Consider the following 17,617-nt stretch of genomic DNA (forward strand, 5'->3'; position numbering starts at 1 on the left):
GGTCGCGGGTGCCCGCCGCCGGCCGGCGCCTCCGCGGCGGAACCTGTTCACCCGGCGGAACCCGTTCAACCGGCGGCCTGCGCCTCCAGCTCCAGGACGCGTTCCATCAGCCGCTTGCCGCGGCCGCAGGAGGTGTCGAGCCGCGCCAGCGTCTCAGGCGTCGCGATCGAGCGGGCGACGGCGCTGTAGAGCACCGCGATCCGTTCCTCCAGATCACTGCGGTCGTTCATCACCTCCGACATCAGCTGGACCCCGCCGAACGCACCGACGATCATCTGCGCGGCGTCGTTCACCTCGACGTCCGGCAGTAGTTCGCCCAGCCGCTCGGCCTCGGTGAGGATCCTCAGGTGCTCCTCGATCCACGCCTGGTACGGGACCCGGCGGTTGATCTCGTGCACCTGGTCCACCGCGAGCCGGATGCTGCCCTGCAGCATCCGGTCGAAGGTCAGCCGGTGGGCCACCAGCAGGCCGATGTCCATGGCTTCCTGCAGCTGCACCGTGCGCTCGCGGGGCGGCACGTCCAGATACTGGATCTGGCCGCTCACCTGCTCGTCCAGCACGGCCTGGGCGAGTTCCACCTTGGACGTGAAGTGGAAGTAGAAGGCCCCCTTCGTCACCCCGCACCGGTTGTAGACATCCTGGATCGTGGCCCCTGCGTAGCCGTGTTCCGCGAAGACCTCCCCGGCCGCATCCAAGATTGCTCGTCGTGTCCTGAGCGCCCGCTCCTGCCGTGCCACGCGGCCTCCCCTCTGTGCTCGGCCGTCCAGGGCGGGACGGCCTTCCAGTGACGTACGGCGAGCCCGCTCCCACTACCGCAAAAACAAACCCGCATGCCTGTACCTTATCCGCCGCAAGAGGGATCATCCAGAGCCCGCTTACGGCCATGCACCCTCCGCCCGCCCAGGAACAGGCCGTACACACTCCCGGCCCCGCCCCGCCGGACGGGCTGCGCCAGGACCCCAAGGACACCGGGAGCGGAGCCCCGCCACGCCGGCCGGCTGCCCGCTGCGGCAGCACAGCACCAGCAGGGCGCTCACCCTTCGCGGCGGCGGCCGGTGCCCCCATGGACGACGCCCACGCTGTAGGCGTTGTGCGGGGTGCCGCCCAGCAGCAGGGCACCGGCGGACTGCAGAACCTGCTCCTGGGCGATCACGTGCTGGCACATCGTGTTGAGGTCGCGCAGCCAGCGGTCCAGCACGGAGGGCCGGTAGACAGCCGCGGTGGCCGCCAGGTCGAACAGATCGGACACCACCGAACGGGCGGTACGGAAGGCGTTCAACCGGGCCAGCACCGTGGCCACTTGCTCGTCACGGGTCGGCACATCACCGGCCTCCAGGATCTCCCACTGCTCGCGCAGGCTGCCGTACACGGCGTACCGCGCGGCCGACAGGTCCATCTCGGCCCGGGCGACGACCGTCTGGACGCGGTAGGTGTCCGACCACGGCATTCCGGTGGCAGTGTCGATCCTGGTGGCGGCCATCTGCCGGATGTGGTCGATCGCCGCGCGAGCCACACCCAGCGGCACACCGGGCATGTTGCGCAGCACCGCGTCCGCGGTGGCCGCCGCGCCGGTGATCCGGGGCTCCGCGAAACTGAAGGTGTACTCCTGCGGCACGTACAGACCGTCCGCGCGGTAGTCCCTGCTGCCGGAGGCGGCCAGACCCGTGCTGTACCAGGTGTCCTGGACCAGGAAGTCCTCCACGGGTGCCACGATGATCCGCCAGTTGCCCGGCGCGCCGGGCGGGCCGGGCTCCAGTTCACCGTTCCGGGTGACCAGAACACCGCCGACGACCCAGGTGCTGTGGGTGATGCCGCTGCCGAAATGCCACTGCCCGGTGACCCGGTAGCCGCCCGGCACCCGCTCGGCACGGCCCATCGGCATGATCGCACCGGCGGTGGCGGCATCAGGGTCGGCCAGCAGTCGGCGCGCGACGTCCTCGCCGAGGAAGCCCGCGTAGATCGGGGTGTCCATACCGATCATGGCGCACCACGCGGCGGAGGCGTCACCCGTGGCGAGGGCCTCGATGACCTCCGTCTGCTCGACGGCATCGAGTCCGGGACCGCCCCACGCCCTGGGCACGGCCATGCGGAAGACCCCGGTCCCGCGCAGCAGTTCGACGACATCGGGCGGCAGCCGCCGGATGTTCTCCATCTCCTCGGAGCGCTCCCGCAGCCTCGGCGCGAGGGCCCGTGCCCGGGCCAGGACGTCCTCCGCGGTGACAGGGGCCTCCTGCGTTGCGCAGGCGGAGTCCAGCAGGTCCATCAGGCTCATGCGCGGCTCTCCCAGCGTCCGTCGGGTCTCGTGCGGTTCGGGTGTGTCCCATGTGGTCCGGTGCGGCCCGTACGACGGGCGGCCCGGACGGTGCGGGCGGTGCGCGGTGTTCGTCACGCGTAACGCCCGGCGGCGATGACACGGTGGGGGTCGACGGCGTCCTTCAGCCGCCGGGCGAACGCCCGCGCCCCCACGCCCGGGGTGAGCCGGCCGGCCCAGTCGCCGTGCTCGATGTCGAGGCGGTAGGGGAGGAACCCTTCGGCCGTGAAGAGGTCATAGAGCCGGTCCAGAGCCCGGTGGGCGCGTGCGGCCTGCTCGGTGTCACGGGCGAACCTCATCGTCACGACACAGTCGACGACATCCGCGTTGAGGGCGTTGAGCGTGGCGCCGCAGCGGATCCCGCTCTCCCTGCCCACCTGCTCGACCAGCTCGTGCGCCCGTTCCAGTGCCGGGCCGGTGAAGGGGACCAGCGGCAGGAAGAGCAGGAAGCCGCCCTCCTCGTCGAGCCGGCCGGCGGGCCGGCCGGTCTTGGCCTCGAAGAGGGTGTCCGTCGGGTCGGGGTCACCGGCGTAGGCCCGCTCCACCCGTACGGCGCCGTCATGGCCCGCGGCGGCCGGGTCGGAGGCGTCGGTGTCCGACACCGCGCTGAACAGGGCGGACCGGACGGCCTCGGTGACGATGACTCTGGTCAGCGCGTCCACCGCCTCCGGGGTCCCGTCGACGCACACATGCACCAGGTACTGTCCGGCCGGGCCGGCGTAGGCCCTGGCCGCGGTCTCGTTGTACATCTTCACCACGCCGCGGGTCAGGCCCTGGCTCACCCAGCGGCGCACCTCGGCGGTCGCGGAGCGCACCTTGTCGGGGCTGAAGCTGAGCCGGACCACCCGCAGCGCCTCGGGCCTCGGCAGCAGCCGCACCGTGGCCGCGGTGACCACGCCGAGACCGGACTGGACGAACAGCTGCACCAGCGAGGGGCCGAGGCCGTGGGCGTAGACCGGGGTCGCGCGGCCGGGTTCGGGCCACCAGCCGACCCGGATCAGCTCACCGCTGGGCAGGACGGCCTCGACGCCCGTCAGATCCTCCGTGCGCTGGTGGCGCAGGCCCACACCACGGTCCAGGGCATTGCCGACGATGCTGGTGTGCGCGGAGGAGGCGGTCACGTTCACCATGCGTTCGGTGCCGTGCAGGAGTTCGGCGAGCCGGGCCTGGCTCACCCCGGGCTCCACGACGGCCCAGCCCCCGGCCACGTCGATGTCGCGGATCCGGTCGAGGCCGGACAGGTCGAGCACGACCGCACCGTCCCCGGCGGGCTCACGCGAGCCCAGTCCCCAGTTGCCTCCGGTGCTGAAGGCGTGCAGAGGGGTGCGGGCCCCGCCGTCCGCGAACAGTTCGACGACCCGCCGCACCTCCTCGGCCGTACGCGGACGCACCACACCGCAGACGTCCCGCGCCCGGTACAGCCCGGCGTTCGGCCCCAGCACGGAGTCCGGCTCCGCGCCGCTGACGCCCCGGGGGCGCGTGACCCGGTCGGCGCCCACGACTCGTGCGGCCCTGTCCAGCACGGCCTCGACGCCCGCACCGGCGGACACCTCGTGCTGAAGGTCGGTCACGGAACGAACGGTCACGGACGCACCTCGGTTCCTTCGCGGATGAAGCGGTGAGGTCCACGGCGGCTCCGCAGACACGACAGGCACCTACCGCCACGCTAGAAACCGCCCCACCACGGCTCCCCGCCGATCGCGCACGGGCTCTGACCATTTCGCGCACGCGTTCGGGACCGCGCCGTCCGGGCGGCCGGCGGCGCCGGCGGCGGTTGAATCCCGGTTCTGGTTCACCTGTTTCTTGCGAGGAGGCCCCGGCGTGCACGCCGGGGAGGGATCGCATCCGGGTGTCGCGACGCGGAGCGTCGCCGTATCCGGTTCGGGGCGCGGAGCGCCCGTGCCGCTGTCGGCATCGTCGAGGTGGATGCGCACGCGTGTGCCTGTGGTCGCTGGTCGGGGTGGTGGCTGGGGGATCGGGGGGCGTTTGTGCGGCTGTCGTACGTATGGTCCTTCGCGGGGTTCGGGACGGCACGGTGTCCCGGCCGGGGGCCGTGAGGGGGCGAGATGACGCAGACGACGGCGGCTGTGGAGGCCGGGCAGGCCCGTTACACGTACCGGCTGCGCGTGTCGTGCGCCGCCCGTACCGCGCTGGCGGCGGAGTGGGGCCGATGCCGCTGGGTGTGGAACGAGTGCGTCGCCAAGTCCAGGGCCGTGCACCTGCGCAACAAGGCCACCGGCGAGAAGGCCACGTGCGGTCCGGCTCAGCTCGACCGGATGCTGACCGAGGCCCGCGCCCGTACGCCGTGGCTGCGTGAGGGCTCCTCGGTTGTCCAGCAGCAGACCATCCGCGACTTCGGCCGCTCCCGCGCCAAGGCACACAAGGACATCGAAGCGCGCCTGCCCATGACGCGCCGGGCCGGGATGCCCACGTACAAGAAGAAGCGCGAGGCGCTGGCGACCCTCAACTACACCAAGCGCGGGTTCCGGCTGAAGGACGGCCGTCTGCACCTGGCGGGCGGCATCGTCCTGACGGTGGTGTGGTCGCGGGAACTGCCGGCGGAGCCGTCCTCGGCGCGCGTGTACCAGGACAGCCTCGGGCACTGGTATGCCTCGTTCGTCGTCCCCGCCCAGATCCAGCCCCTGCCTCAGACCGGCCGCGCACTCGGCGTCGACTGGGGCGTGAAGGAGACCGCGACCACCACCTCCGACGCGCACGACCTCCCCCACGCCGAACACGGCAGGAAGGCCAAGGCCGAGCTGACCCGGTACGACCGGATGGTGGCCCGCCGCAGGCCGGAGAAGGGCAGGCCCGGGTCGAAGGGCTACCGCGAGGCGGAGAAACTGCGGGCGAAGGCGCACAAGAAGGTCGCCAGGCAGCGTGCGGACACCGGTCGCAAGTGGGCCAGGAAGGTGGTCCGCGACCACGACGCCATCGCCGTCGAGGACTTCCGCCCGAAGTTCCTGGCCAGGACCATGGCTTGCAAGGCCGCCGACGCCGCCATCGGCGCCACCAAGGCCGCTCTGATCGAGATGGGCGGCAAGCACGGGCGGGACATCCGCCTCGTCCACCCCGCGCACACCACCATGGACTGCGCGCACTGCGATGCGAGAGCCAAGCATCGTCTGCCGCTGGGTGAGCGCACCTACACCTGCACCTGCACCGCGTGCGGAGCCGTGTCCCCACGGGACAAGAACTCCGCCCGCGTCATGCTCGTCCGGGCAGGTCTCAACCCGGCTGGCGCCGATGGCGGAAGACCTCCTGGAGCGCTGCTCCAGGAGGCGGCCTGAGCCAGGAATCCCCTTCCCTTCAGGGAGGGGAGGATTCAAATGGAGAGGGGACCGAGGTCGGCGGCGGTCTCGGCCAGTGCGCGCAGGGCGGGGCCGTCGGCGCCGGATCGCCACGTGAGGGCCCAGTGCATGGTGGGGGCGTCGCGAACGGGGAGGAAGACGATGCCGGGGGGACGGTTGTAGCGGGCGGCGATCTCGCCCAGCGGGTGGACACACTGTCCGGAGGCGACCAGGGAGAGAACCTCGTGGAAAGTCCGCGCGGCGGGCCCGCGCGGGATACGGCGGCCGAGCGGCGTACGTGTGGGGACCATGGCCGCGATCCAGTACTCGGGGGCCTCGGGGCCGAAGTCGACGACATGGTTGTCGCCGAGGTCCTCCAGCGACGCGGTCCCGCGCTCGGCCAGCGGATGGTCTGCCGCCACGGCGAGCACGCGGCCTCCGGTCAGCACGGTCGGGCCGACCGTGAGGTCCGGTTCGGCCACCGGGAGCCACAGCACGTGCGCGTCGTGCTCTCCGGTGCGCAGCGCGGTGAACGGGTCGCTGCCGTTGATCTCGCCGAACTGGACATCGCTGCCGGGGTGGAGGGAGCGGAAGGCCTCGATGAGGGGGCGCAGTTCGTGGCCGGCATGGCCGAACACACCCAGGCGCAGCGTCTGCCCCCTCGCCCCCGCGCCGGCCGCCTCGGCGCGGGCGAGCCCCTCCCGGAGAAGGTCGACTGCGTGCTGGAGGTCCTCGCGCAGACGCCGGCCGACCGGGGTCAGGGCGACGCGCCGGCTGGTGCGCTCGAACAGGACGACGCCGAGGCGCCGTTCCTGCTTGGCGATGGCCTGACTGACGCGGGCCTGGGAGACATGAAGCCGCTCCGCGGTGCGGCCGAAGTGCAGCTCCTCGGCCAGGGTCAGGAAGATCTCGATGTCACGCAGCTCCATGAACAACCCCCACCCATACATAACCCCCACCCATACATAACCAGCACGTTATGAATAGCTCAAGGAACCTTACATTGTTCCGCTGTCCCACCCGCACCGATGCTGGATCCATCACCACCGGACAGGCGGCACACGCCTGACGCACACACGGACGGGGAGGGAAACCGATGGGCGACATGCGGGCCATCGCCGATCGCGTCGAGATAGAGGCGCTGCGGGCCGAGCTCACGGACGCGGTGATGATGCGTGACTTCGACCGCGCCGTCTCGCTGTTCACGCCCGAGGGCGCCATGCGCTGGCCGCACATCGACACGGAGTTCGTCGGCCGCGAGGAGATCCGCGCGGGGATCGAGTGGGGCCAGTCGCTCTGGGAGTTCTTCGTGCAGAACGCCCACCCGGGCGTCATCCGGCTGGACGGCGACACCGCGGCCGGCCGGGCGCACATCCAGGAGTTCGGACGGATGCGCGACGGCAGCTCGCACCTGAACTACGCCGTGTACCACGACCGTTACGAGCGGACCACCGACGGCTGGAAGTTCAGCGAACGCATCTACGAGGTCCGCTACCTCGACCCCACCCCGCTCCGCGGCTCGGCGCCGGAGCGCCTCGGCTGATCCGTCCCGCACGCCGCCACGGCGCGCCAGGCCGACGTCGTGCATGCCAATCCCTGAAAACGGAGGAAAGAAACCATGGCTGAGAACACCGAAGTCGTCGTGATCGGCGGCGGTTACGCCGGGGTCATGGCGGCCAACCGGCTGACGCAGCGCGACGACGTGACCGTGACGCTGATCAACTCCCGCCCGGACTTCGTTGAGCGGATCCGACTGCACCAGCTGGCGGGCGGAACGCACAAGGCCGTCAGCGACTACCGGAAGGTCCTGGGCGAGCGCATCCGGCTGGTGGTCGACACCGTGACCCGGATCGACGCGCCGGGGCGCCGGGTGGAGCTGGCGAGCGGCGACACGGCCGGCTACGACTACCTGATCTACGCGGTGGGCAGCGGCAGCGCCGACCCGGGCGTGCCCGGAGCTGCCGAGTTCGCCCACCCGATCGCCACGCTCGAGGAGGCGCAGCGCCTGCGGACGGTCCTCGACGCCGCTCCCGCCACGGCCCCCGTGACGGTGGTCGGAGCCGGTCCGACCGGCATCGAGACCGCCGCCGAACTGGCGGAGACGGGCCGCACCGTCACCCTGGCCTGCGGCGGGCCGCTCGGGCCCTACCTGCACCCGAACGGCCGCCGCTCGGCCGCCGAGCGGCTGGCCGGCCTCGGTGTGAGCGTGCTGCAGGGCCCCGGCACGAAGGTCACGGAGGTGACCGGCGACACCGTGCGCCTCGGCGACGGACGTGAGCTGTCGAGCGAGGTCACCATCTGGACCGCCGGGTTCGGCGTGCCGGACCTGGCCGCCCGCAGCGGGCTCAGCACCGACACCCTGGGCCGTCTGCTCACCGACGAGACCCTGACGAGCATCGACGACGAACGGATCGTCGCCGCCGGGGACTCGGCGGCACCGTCGGACATGCCGTTCCGGATGAGCTGCCAGGCCGCCGGCCCGCTGGGCGCACACGCCGCCGACACGGTGCTCAGCCGCATCGCGAGCAAGCGGCCCGCACCGATCGACCTGGGGTTCGCCGGCCAGTGCATCAGCCTGGGGCGCCGCGCGGGCATCTTCCAGTTCGCCCACAAGGACGACACCGCCAAGCGGCTCCACGTCGGCGGCCGAACAGGCGCGAAGGTGAAGGAACTCGTGTGCAGGCTCACCATCAAGCAGCTGGTGAACGAGGCACGCAAGCCCGGCTCACACACCTGGGCCAAAGGGGCACAGGGCCGCCCACTGCTGCGGGCCCAGCGCCGCGAGACGGCGGCCACCGCCGAACGGTCCGCCTGAACCACGCACCGGCAGCCGACGCGGTGCCGCATGCCGATGGTCCCGGCGCACGGCCCCGGCCGTGACGTCCTCCCGCGACACGAACCGCGATCATCCACCGCGCAAGATCGATTATCGACACACCCACTGGGGGTTCAGTCATGATCCTGATCACCGGGGCCACCGGCGTCGTCGGCCGGGAAACCGTCCGCCTCCTGGCCGAAGGGGGAGCGGAAGTCGCCGCTGTCACCCGCGACCCGCACGCCGGATTCCCCGCGGGCACACAGCTCCTCCACCCCGCGAAGGTTCCCACCATCGACGGCGTGGAGGCCATCCTGCTCAGCCCGCGCGCCACCGGATCCACCGCTGCCGACCTGTTGGCCCGCGCCCGCGAGACGGGCGCGGCAAGGGTGGTCGTGCTGTCCTCCGTCACCGTGCAGTACCCGGCCGGGCACGCACGCTTCCGCCGCCAGTTCCACGCGGCCGAGGAAATCGCCAAGGGCAGCGGCCTGGACTGGACGATCCTGCGCTGCGCCGATTTCGCCGCCAACACCCTGGCCTGGGCCGGGCAGATCCAGGCGACCGGGACCGTGCGGGGGGCATACCCGCACGCGAGGACCTCGACCGTCGACGAGCGTGACATCGCCGCGGTGGCCGCCCTCGCCCTGACCCACCCGCAGCACCGCGGTCAGACGTACCTGCTCACCGGAGAGCAGCCGCTGAGCCAGCCGGAGAAGGTCGCCGCGCTCGGCGCGGCGCTCGAGCGGACACTGTCCTTCGTCGAGGCCGCACCGGACGAGATCCGCCGCGGCATGCTCGCCGCCGGCCTGCCCGAGGAGGTACCCGACCGGCTGCTCGGCTCGCTGGCCGACTACGCCCGCGAAGCCGGGCCCACCACCGACACCGTGCGGCGGCTGCTGGGCCGCCCGGCACGCACGTACGCCACCTGGGCGCGAGACCACCGTGCCGCCTTCACCGCAGGAGGACCCCGATGAAACTCACGATCGTGGCCGCCACCGGCGGTATCGGACGGCACCTGGTCGAACAGGCGGTAGCCGGCGGGCATGACGTCACCGCCGTGGCCCGCCGCCCACGTGAACTGCCGGGCGGCGTCCGGACGGTCGCCGTCGACCTCACCCGACCCGACCCGCGGACGCTCGCCGCGGCGGTACGCGGCGCCGACGCCGTACTGTCCGCGCTCGGCCCGCGAAACCCGCGCGCGGACGCGGGCATCACCTCGCGTGGCACCCGCGCGATCGTCGCGGCGATGCATGCCGAGCACGTCCGGCGGATCATCATCGTCAGCGCCGCACCCGTCGGGCCGGTGCCGGTGCCGGGCCGGCCGACGCCACCCAGGCACGATCCCGGCGATGGCTTCTTCATGCGCTACCTGGGCGGCCCGTTGACCCGGGCAATGTTCGGCCGGCACTACGCCGACCTCGCCGTCACCGAGCAGACCCTGCGCGACAGCGGACTGCAATGGACGGTCTCACGCCCGCCCAAGCTCACCGACAAGCCGCTGACCGGCACGTACCGGACAGCGTGGAACCGCAACATCCGGGGCGGATTCTCCGTGCCACGCGCCGACGTCGCCCACCACATGCTCGCCATGGTGAACCAGCCGGACACCATCGAGCAGGTCGTAGGAATCGCGAACTGACCAGTACCAGCCACCCACACGACCCGGGCCGCAGGTGAGAGAACGAGCGACGACCCGCGACGGCAACCAACAAGACCAGGAAGACGCCCCGGCCGTCCCGCCCGCCCCTTCGCCGCCCGGGTCACCCTCACAAAGAACGTGATCACGACGAAGCGCACCCCGTTTCGTCAGCCCCGAATACGCGGGGCTGTTCGCCGGATCCCTCACCTCAGCCCTTGCCCCGGCACTCTCGCCGCGCGGCTTCGACAGCACCGTCCACCGATCTTGCCGGGCAAGGGTGCCCGGTCCTTCGGACTCGCCGTGGACCTCGCGGATCTCCTCGGCCGGGATCCGGTCCTTGTGCTGCCGGGCGGCCCGGGCCTCGGCGCCGGCGAGCCACTTGCAGTAGCTGGACCGGTTCACGTCCAGGACCTGACAGAGCCGCTCCACCTCGTAGGTGTCCCGGTGGTCGTCAACGAACTGGAAGCGGCTCCTCACCAGTTCGTCTCTCCGGCGAAATACTTGGCCGCCCTTGCGGAGGATGTCCCGCTCGGTGGCGAGCTTGCGTTCACTCGCCTCGAACTCGGCCACCCGGGCCTGCAACTGCCGCACCCGCTCGTCCGGATCAGCGGACGGCACCGCCTCCCGAGGCGGGCCGCCCGGCTTCGCAGCCGCAGCGGTGACGCCACGCCGTTCGCGGTCCCGCGGCACCCCCTCACGCAGGGTCGCCCGGTTGACGCCCAGGTCGGCGGCGGTGCTCTTGTAGGGCGCCCCGGGTGTGGACTCGTACAGGGCCACGGCATCGGCCTTGAACTCGTCCGAGTAGTCCTTCACCACCATCGGCGGTCTTCTCGCTTCCTCCGGATCAAGCAGATCCAGTATCGGCGTGTCCACCACTCAGGGGAGGCCCCGTTTGGCGCTGTGCCCGTTCCGTCTCGAGCAACCTTCGCGAACGCCTCGCGGTCTTGCCTGGTGCCGGGGTCGGGGCAGTGCCCTTGCCGATGGGTCGGCATAGGGGTGGACGACGCCTTGCCGAGTGCCTGAGCGAGGGTGGAGATGACGAATCCGAACACCGTGGTGACGTGGGTGGACGCACGCGACAGACTGCCTCGGAGCGGTACACCGGTGGCAGCAGCGATCACGGGTCGGTATCCGGCTGACAGCGTCACTGAGTCCGATACGGCGTTGGGTGAGGAATTTTGGCTGGTGAGGCCGATGTACTTCACGACTCTGCACTGGAGTGAGGACGGGGCAGAGCACAGGGACTGCTTCGTCGACTCCGACGGGATCGTCCGTTTGCCCTACGGCCTCACCAGTGCCGAAACCGTGACTCACTGGGCGGAGCTGCCCACCCTGCCAGGCAGGACGACGCACATGGTTCTCGGGAAGGACACGCACACAGCTCTCCAGAACGTGTGGGGCCCTCATCCCATTACCTGACCCACTCCCTACCGGCACCTGCGGCAGTACGTCGTTTCCGCCGGCCTGGACAGCACCCCGGACTCCGCGGTGGAGGTGGTCCCGGGAGACCCGATCGATTTCGTCCGGATGCTGAAGAAGGAGGACGGGCTCGGCATCTGGCTGTGCGGCGGCGGGAAGATCGCCGCGGTGCTGCGGGACGAGATCGATGAGCTCATCGTCAAAATCAACCCGGTCGTGATCGGTTCGGGCATCCCGCTGTTCGATTCCGGCTGCTCACCTCAGCGTTACGAGGTCGTCTCGGGCCAGGTCTTCGACGGTGGCGTCACGATCATGACCTATGCCAAGGGCCGGCCATGAGGAACGTCAGCCCCTGACCGGGGCGGTCCGTGCCCGGGCGGTGCGCCGGACACGGACCGCGTGGAGGGCTGTCAGGAGCGGCCTGCTCCTCCGCCGGGCTGTTCGCAGTGCTCGTGGCTGATCCGCCCCCCGCCGGCGATCGGTACAGTGGCAAGGAACTCCGCCGGCAGGTCGAAGGCATCGGCAAGTGCCATGGTGTGTGGGGCCAGGCGAGCGACAAGGCCGTTGACCGTGGACCAGAGCGAGCGGACATGCTCGGCTGTCATGTGGTTGTCGGCGAGCAGGAGTCCACTGTGCGCACTGAGCTGCTGGAGCAGGAAGAGGCGGCATAGCTCCTCCAGTATCCGGCGGGCTTCGGGGTCCTCTGCCCGGGCCGCGGCGGCCGTGAAGGCGTCAGCCGCCTGCAGGCAGGCGTACGCCGAGACCATCTCCAGCGCGGGTGCCGACGCCTCGTTCCAGCGGCCGAGCGGGTCGCCCTTGGGGCCTTGACGCAGGGCGTCGCGTGCCCGGCTCTGCCAGCCGGTGACGACCTCGGCCAGCAGCTCGCGCAGGAACGACAGGTCGGTCAGCGGTCTGTCGCCCGGCGTACCCCCGGCCGCGGGCCGGTCGTCGTCCTGGCGGTCGAAGAGCATCTCGGAGGCCGCCTTCAGCCAGATCACCAGGTTGTCGCCCTCGGCGGTGATGCCGCCCTCCACGTTCGACGGCAGGTCGGATATGCCGTTGACGGGGAAGAAGCCCTGGGCGCCGCACCGCTCACGGGACTCGGTGGTGATGGCGCGGGCCTGCCAGGTGATCCAGCCCTTGGCGACGGCCACCAGGCGGGCGGTGTCTTCGCGGTCCTCGGGGGAGTGCCCGACCCAGCGGGTCAGTACGGACCGGTGCAGGAAGGTCATGGCGTAGGCCAGTGTCAGGGAGTGCAGGAGCCGGCCGTGGTGACTGCGGTGTGCCATCAGCGGCACGCGCAGCCCTCGTCTGGGTCCGCTGACCTGACGTGAGTGGGCGTGTCGGACCGCGATGACCAGGGAAGCGCGGGCCATGCCGAGGGTTCCGGCGCTCATGCAGAGCTTGCCGGTGGTGACGCGGTCGATGGACTGCAGGAACCGCTTGCGCGGGCTGCCCATGGTGCTGGTGAAGGTGCCGTGGGCGTCGAGGCGGCCGTGGTCGGCCTGGAGCAGGGCCTCGCGGGGGAGCCGGACGTGGTCGAACGCCGTGAGGCAGTGGTCGACCGGGGTGCCGGTCCGGTTGGGCAGCCGTCGTACGCGTACCCCGGGCAGGTGGCCGTTGTCATCGCTCAGCGGTGTGAGGAAGAGGTAGACCCCCTGGTCCTCGCCGTCGATCAGCAGCCGTGCGGCCACGACGGCGGTCTTGGGGCCGCCGGTGAGGCTGGTGTTCGGCATGAACTTCTGGGCTCCGGCCGTGGGCGTGTTCAGGACGAACTCGCCTGTTTCCCGGTCGAGTTCGGCTGTGGTCTGCAGGGCCGGTGCGTCGTTGCCGTGATCCAGTTCCGTGCACAGGAAGGTGCCCGTGCGGCGCATGGAGGTGAAATCGGACAGGTCCCGGCCGGCGTTCTCGTGGTCGAGGAGGCTGCCGAGGAACAGGTTGTAGTGGATGCTCGCCAGCGTGCACAGGCCCCCGTCGACGACGCCGGTCCACTCGTGCAGCGCGGCGAGCCGCTCGGGATCGCGGGCCAGTTGCTCGGGGAAGTCGATCACCTCGTTGACCTGGCGGAGCCGGTCGTAGGAGAGCGCGACCCGTTGCTCGGGCGTCAGGCCCGGCCGGTGGTGAAACCTTTCGTCGGTGAGCAGGCCGCGCCAGGGGGCGTGGACGGACGTCCGGCTGTCCTCGTCGAAGAGGAGCCGGGCGAGTTCCCCGCTGAGGACTCTGTGCGGCTGCTGCGGTGTCCGGGCGGTCCGCTCGCTGCGGCAGGAGTCCTCGGCGGACGGGAACACGACGGTCCCGGAGGGAAGGTGGCCAGGAAGAAGCGCAGCTGTCATGAAAGCCCCCGTGAAAGCGTGGTGCGCGACTGATGGAAGCCGGGGGGAGCCCCCGCTTCCCTGCCGTTGGTCATCGGCGAGGCACATCTTTCCCTTCCCCCACACACTTTGGGAAGTCTTGAAAAACCGATTGATCGGTTTTAAAGTGAGGGCTCGCTTGCGCCACCGACCGTGCAGACACAGGAATCTTCGCGGTTCACCAGGCTCTTCCCGTCGCCATCGACGTGGTCGGGAGTGGTGAGGTCAGTCTGCATGCGGAATAATACCGACTGGTATTTTCTGATGGGAGGAAGAGCGGTGGCGCTGCAGGAACGGGCGATCCGGACACGAAGGGCAATCCTCGTGGCCGCGGCCGAAGTGTTCGACGAGGTCGGATACGAGGCCGCGACCATCAACGAGATCCTGAGGCGCTCCGGGCTGACGAGGGGTGCTCTGTACTTTCACTTCGGTTCCAAGGAGGAACTGGCCCAGGGGGTGCTGGCCGTACAGGTCGACGCTCTCCCGCCGGTCCCCAAGCAGGAGCTCAAGCTGCAGGAGTCCTTGGACGAGGCCCTGTTGCTGGCCTATCTGCTCAGGCGGGAGACCGGCGACCCCATTGTCCGCGGCAGCGTGCGGCTGACCATCGACCAGGGGGCGGCCCAGGGAGGGCTCGACGCGCGGATTCCGATGTGGGCGTGGGTCGAGCACACCCATGCCCTGCTGAACGAGGCGAAGACGAACGGCGAGCTGTTGCCGCACGTCGACACGCTGAGCCTCGCGAAGCTCGCGGTCGGGGCGTTCACCGGGGTGCAGGTGCTGTCCAACATCATGACCGACCGCGAGGACATGCCGGAGCGGGTGACCGACCTCTACCGGAACCTGATGGGGGCCGCCGCGGTGCCCGCGGTGCTCTCCCGCCTGGACTTCGGGTCCGGCCGGGGCCTGCGGATCTACGAAGAGGCCATGAAACTCCGTCAGGCCGACGCGGAACCGAAGGCCGCTCAGGACGCCGCGCGGTGATGCGTCCGGGGGGCCGGGTACGACGCGTTCCTGCTGTGTGATCGGTGTGCCCGACGGGCACGAAGCAGCCAGCTATGAGGGGGAATCACAGATGGAAGCGACTGCCTGCCCATATGCGCTCGACGTCCTCGGGCGCGACCTGCCCGGCGAGGCCGCGATGCTGCAACGCACCGGCCCCGCCGTCGAGGTCGAGCTGCCCGGGGGGGTGCGGGCCTGGGCGATCACCCGGCAGCGGTACATCAAGCAGTTGCTCACGGATCCCAGGGTGTCCAAGGACGCCCGGCAGCACTGGCCGGCGTTCGTCGAGGGGCGCATCTCCGACGAGTGGCCGCTGTATCCGTGGGTGGCCAACGAGAACATGCTCTTCGCCTACGGCGAGAAGCACACCCGGCTGCGCCGGCTGATCGCCAGCGCGTTCACGGTGCGGCGCACGGAGGCCCTGCGGCCCCGCGTCGAGGCGATCACCGCCGAGCTCCTCGACGATCTGGCGCTGCTGCCGGCCGGACAGCCTGTCGACCTGCGTGCCCAGTACGCCAAGCTGCTGCCCCTGCGGGTCATATGTGAGCTCTTCGGCGTCGCGGAGGACCTCAGGCAGCCGCTGTGCACCGCGCTGGAGATGGTGTTCAGCACGTCGGCGGCCGCGGCGGAGATGGCCGCGGCGCAGCTGGAGGTCTTCGGGATGCTGGGCGTGCTGGTCCGGCACAAGCAGGACCAGCGCGGCGACGACCTGACGTCCGCCCTGATCGCCGCCCGCGACGAGGACGGTGCACTCAGCGAGGAGGAACTGCTCGGCACTCTCTACCTGATGATCGCGGCCGGTCAGGAGACGACCTGCACGCTGATCGGCAACGCCGTGGGCGCGCTGCTGGCCGACCCCGGGCAGCTGGACCACGTGCGGGCCGGGCGCGCCGACTGGGGCGACGTCATCGCCGAGACCCTGCGCAGCCGTAACCCGGCGGCCTACTCGCCCATGCGTTTCGCGGTGGACGACATCGACCTGGACGGAGTGCTGATCGGCAAGGGGGATCCGATCATCGTCTCCTTCGCCGCCGCCGGCACCGATTCCGGACAGCACGGGCCGGACGCCACCCGCTTCGACCTGATGCGGCCCGGGCGCCGTGACCACATCGGCTTCGGGCACGGCGTCCACTTCTGCATGGGGGCCCCGCTGGCCAGGCTGGAAACCGTCAGCGCTCTGGCCGGGCTCTTCGAGCGTTTTCCGCAGATGGAGCTCGCCGTACCGGCGGACGAGATCGATCCCGTGCCGTCCTTCATCGTCAACGGATACAGCTCGCTGCCCGTGCTGCTGGGCCGCCCGGTGGGGAGTGACCCTCACAAGTAAACCAGCTGTCCGGTTTAACGGAGGGCGGGGTAGGGCGGCCGACGGCCGTTCGAGCCGCCCTCCACGGATGCTCCGGCGCCGCGAGACCGCCGCATGACTGGATACGGGCTGACCCGAACCAGCAATGGGGGAGAAAGACATGGCGGCAAGCCCCGGTACACGCAGCCCCTACTTCACCGTCTATCGCCCGTCCCCGGACGCCTCCGTCCGTCTGGTCTGTCTGCCGCACGCGGGCGGGGCAGCCAGCTTCTACGTCCCCGTGGCCCAGGCTCTCGCCCCGCGCGTGGAGGTCCTGTCCGTGCAGTACCCGGGCCGGCACGAGCGGCACAGCCACCCGCTCGTCCCGGACATCGGCACCCTCGCCGACCGGATCGCCGACGCCCTCATGGCGTGCACCGACCGTCCCTACGCGCTGTTCGGCCACAGCATGGGCGCCCTCGTCGGTTTCGAAGTGGCACGCCGGATGGAGGACGCGGGCCGCGGCCCCGTCGAACTGTTCGCCTCCGGCAGCCGTGCCCCCTCCGTGGAGCGGCGCGGCGAGATGTGGCACCGGACCCCCGACGCCGAGTTCGTCGCCCGGGTGCAGTCCATGGGCGGCGCTGGATCCGAGCTGCTCGACGACCCCGACATGCGGCGGATGCTGCTGCCCGCCCTGCGCAACGACTACCGCGCCATCGAGCAGTACGAGTACCGGGCGCAGTCTCCGCTCGCCTGCCCGGTCACGGCGTTCGCCGGTGCCGACGACCCGCGGGTCACCGTCGCCGAGGTGCGTTCTTGGGCACGGCACACCACGGGACCGTTCAGCGTGGAGGTCCATCCCGGAGGGCACTTCTTCCTCGCCGACCACCGGGAAGCCGTCCTGGAGACGGTCACCGGCCACCTGGGGGACCGGGCGCTGCGCCCGTGCCCTTGAGGAACGCTCGGAGTCCGTCGAGTCCCGGCCGATCGGCGTTCGAGCGGTCGTCGAGTCATCGTCGGCACAGTCGTCAACAGCCGAGGCGCGCGTCCGGCAGGCCGGCGCGCGGCTCGTCGCCGTGTCCGCAGGAGCCGAAGGGGGGCTGATCCGCGTCACCATGGCCGTCGCAGCCGCCACCGCAGGGGACCTGGCCGTCGCCGGCGGCCCCGTCCGTCCGGCCACCCCGTCCGCCGCCGACGCCGACCGGCGTGCCACGCGGCTCGAAGCGCTCCTCGGCGACCCCTACGCCCCCGACAACCCGCACGGCCTGACCGCCCTGTTCGAGGCCGACGCCCGGGGACGGCCGCCCGAGCAGACGGAACTGCTGCTCGAGCAGTTCGGACTGAGCGCCGAATGCGTGCCCGTCGCGGACGGCGGGCGGCTGACCAGGGCCGACCTGCTCGCCAGGGTGCTGCGGCCCGTCTTCCGCCGCGACGTGACCCTCGGAACCGCGGTGGGCACCGCCCCGGTGCTGGCCGCAGGGCCGGTGTGGGCCGCCGGCACCACCCACCGG

At 71.0% G+C, this 17,617-nt stretch carries 15 protein-coding genes and 2 pseudogenes; 11 read left to right on the forward strand and 6 right to left on the reverse strand.

Annotation, left to right across the window (positions count from 1 at the left end; genetic code table 11):
* Window positions 1–65: 65 nt before the first annotated feature.
* The 3 genes from AWZ10_RS30545 to AWZ10_RS46965 form a co-directional block, all read right to left on the reverse strand.
* The gene (locus tag AWZ10_RS30545) at window positions 66–737 is read right to left on the reverse strand and encodes a ScbR family autoregulator-binding transcription factor (protein WP_060892574.1); all 672 of its coding nucleotides are present in this window, start codon (window positions 735–737) and stop codon (window positions 66–68) included.
* A 296-nt stretch (window positions 738–1,033) separates the two neighbouring features.
* Window positions 1,034–2,272, reverse strand: a complete 1,239-nt coding sequence (locus AWZ10_RS30550) for an acyl-CoA dehydrogenase family protein (RefSeq protein ID WP_079076587.1) — start codon at window positions 2,270–2,272, stop codon at window positions 1,034–1,036.
* A 113-nt stretch (window positions 2,273–2,385) separates the two neighbouring features.
* On the reverse strand, window positions 2,386–3,882 hold the full coding sequence (locus tag AWZ10_RS46965) for an FAD-binding oxidoreductase (protein WP_208618578.1): 1,497 nt from the start codon (window positions 3,880–3,882) through the stop codon (window positions 2,386–2,388).
* A 495-nt stretch (window positions 3,883–4,377) separates the two neighbouring features.
* Between AWZ10_RS46965 and AWZ10_RS30560 the strand changes: the two genes are divergently transcribed.
* Complete coding sequence (locus tag AWZ10_RS30560) at window positions 4,378–5,601, forward strand: RNA-guided endonuclease InsQ/TnpB family protein (protein ID WP_060892575.1); 1,224 nt, start codon at window positions 4,378–4,380, stop codon at window positions 5,599–5,601.
* Window positions 5,602–5,636: 35 nt separating this feature from the next.
* On the opposite strand, the gene AWZ10_RS30565 is transcribed toward AWZ10_RS30560, so the two are convergent.
* Window positions 5,637–6,530, reverse strand: a complete 894-nt coding sequence (locus AWZ10_RS30565) for a LysR family transcriptional regulator (protein ID WP_060892576.1) — start codon at window positions 6,528–6,530, stop codon at window positions 5,637–5,639.
* 167 nt (window positions 6,531–6,697) lie between these two features.
* Between AWZ10_RS30565 and AWZ10_RS30570 the strand changes: the two genes are divergently transcribed.
* The 4 genes from AWZ10_RS30570 (at window position 6,698) to AWZ10_RS30585 (ending at window position 10,055) form a co-directional block, all read left to right on the forward strand.
* Window positions 6,698–7,144 (forward strand): nuclear transport factor 2 family protein, encoded by a 447-nt coding sequence (locus tag AWZ10_RS30570; RefSeq protein WP_046705031.1) that lies wholly within the window; start codon window positions 6,698–6,700, stop codon window positions 7,142–7,144.
* A 75-nt stretch (window positions 7,145–7,219) separates the two neighbouring features.
* Complete coding sequence (locus tag AWZ10_RS30575; protein ID WP_060892577.1) at window positions 7,220–8,416, forward strand: NAD(P)/FAD-dependent oxidoreductase; 1,197 nt, start codon at window positions 7,220–7,222, stop codon at window positions 8,414–8,416.
* Window positions 8,417–8,556: 140 nt separating this feature from the next.
* Window positions 8,557–9,390, forward strand: coding sequence for an NAD(P)H-binding protein (locus AWZ10_RS30580; RefSeq protein WP_060892578.1), 834 nt, complete (start codon window positions 8,557–8,559; stop codon window positions 9,388–9,390).
* Window positions 9,387–10,055, forward strand: coding sequence for an NAD(P)-dependent oxidoreductase (locus tag AWZ10_RS30585; RefSeq protein WP_046705034.1), 669 nt, complete (start codon window positions 9,387–9,389; stop codon window positions 10,053–10,055). Before AWZ10_RS30580 ends, AWZ10_RS30585 begins: the two co-directional genes overlap by 4 nt.
* A gap of 579 nt (window positions 10,056–10,634) precedes the next feature.
* Here the strand turns inward: AWZ10_RS30585 and AWZ10_RS54055 are convergent.
* A pseudogene (locus AWZ10_RS54055) lies at window positions 10,635–10,874 on the reverse strand (transposase); the annotation flags it as partial.
* Window positions 10,875–11,090: 216 nt separating this feature from the next.
* On the opposite strand from AWZ10_RS54055, the gene AWZ10_RS54060 reads away from it, so the two are divergent.
* Both AWZ10_RS54060 and AWZ10_RS30595 read left to right on the forward strand, forming a co-directional pair.
* Entirely contained in the window at window positions 11,091–11,474 is a 384-nt protein-coding gene (locus tag AWZ10_RS54060) for an AQJ64_40280 family protein (RefSeq protein ID WP_060892580.1), read from the forward strand.
* A 69-nt stretch (window positions 11,475–11,543) separates the two neighbouring features.
* On the forward strand, window positions 11,544–11,813 hold the full coding sequence (locus AWZ10_RS30595) for a dihydrofolate reductase family protein (protein WP_052769594.1): 270 nt from the start codon (window positions 11,544–11,546) through the stop codon (window positions 11,811–11,813).
* A gap of 71 nt (window positions 11,814–11,884) precedes the next feature.
* Here the strand turns inward: AWZ10_RS30595 and AWZ10_RS30600 are convergent, their stop codons facing one another.
* Window positions 11,885–13,807 carry an acyl-CoA dehydrogenase family protein gene (locus AWZ10_RS30600; RefSeq protein WP_079104495.1) on the reverse strand — a complete coding sequence of 641 codons (1,923 nt, stop codon included), beginning with the start codon at window positions 13,805–13,807 and terminating at the stop codon, window positions 11,885–11,887.
* Between the two features lie 297 nt (window positions 13,808–14,104).
* Here AWZ10_RS30600 and AWZ10_RS30605 point away from each other — a divergent pair, with 297 nt between their 5' ends.
* The 4 genes and pseudogenes from AWZ10_RS30605 to AWZ10_RS30620 all read left to right on the forward strand — a co-directional run.
* Entirely contained in the window at window positions 14,105–14,806 is a 702-nt protein-coding gene (locus AWZ10_RS30605) for a ScbR family autoregulator-binding transcription factor (RefSeq protein WP_107084518.1), read from the forward strand.
* 91 nt (window positions 14,807–14,897) lie between these two features.
* Window positions 14,898–16,148, forward strand: a complete 1,251-nt coding sequence (locus AWZ10_RS30610) for a cytochrome P450 family protein (protein WP_046705037.1) — start codon at window positions 14,898–14,900, stop codon at window positions 16,146–16,148.
* Between the two features lie 139 nt (window positions 16,149–16,287).
* Complete coding sequence (locus AWZ10_RS30615; RefSeq protein ID WP_046705038.1) at window positions 16,288–17,061, forward strand: thioesterase II family protein; 774 nt, start codon at window positions 16,288–16,290, stop codon at window positions 17,059–17,061.
* Between the two features lie 121 nt (window positions 17,062–17,182).
* A pseudogene (locus AWZ10_RS30620) lies at window positions 17,183–17,617 on the forward strand (hypothetical protein); the annotation flags it as partial.

Source organism: Streptomyces europaeiscabiei, assembly GCF_001550375.1.
In the GTDB taxonomy this organism is placed as follows: Bacteria; Actinomycetota; Actinomycetes; order Streptomycetales; family Streptomycetaceae; genus Streptomyces; species Streptomyces europaeiscabiei.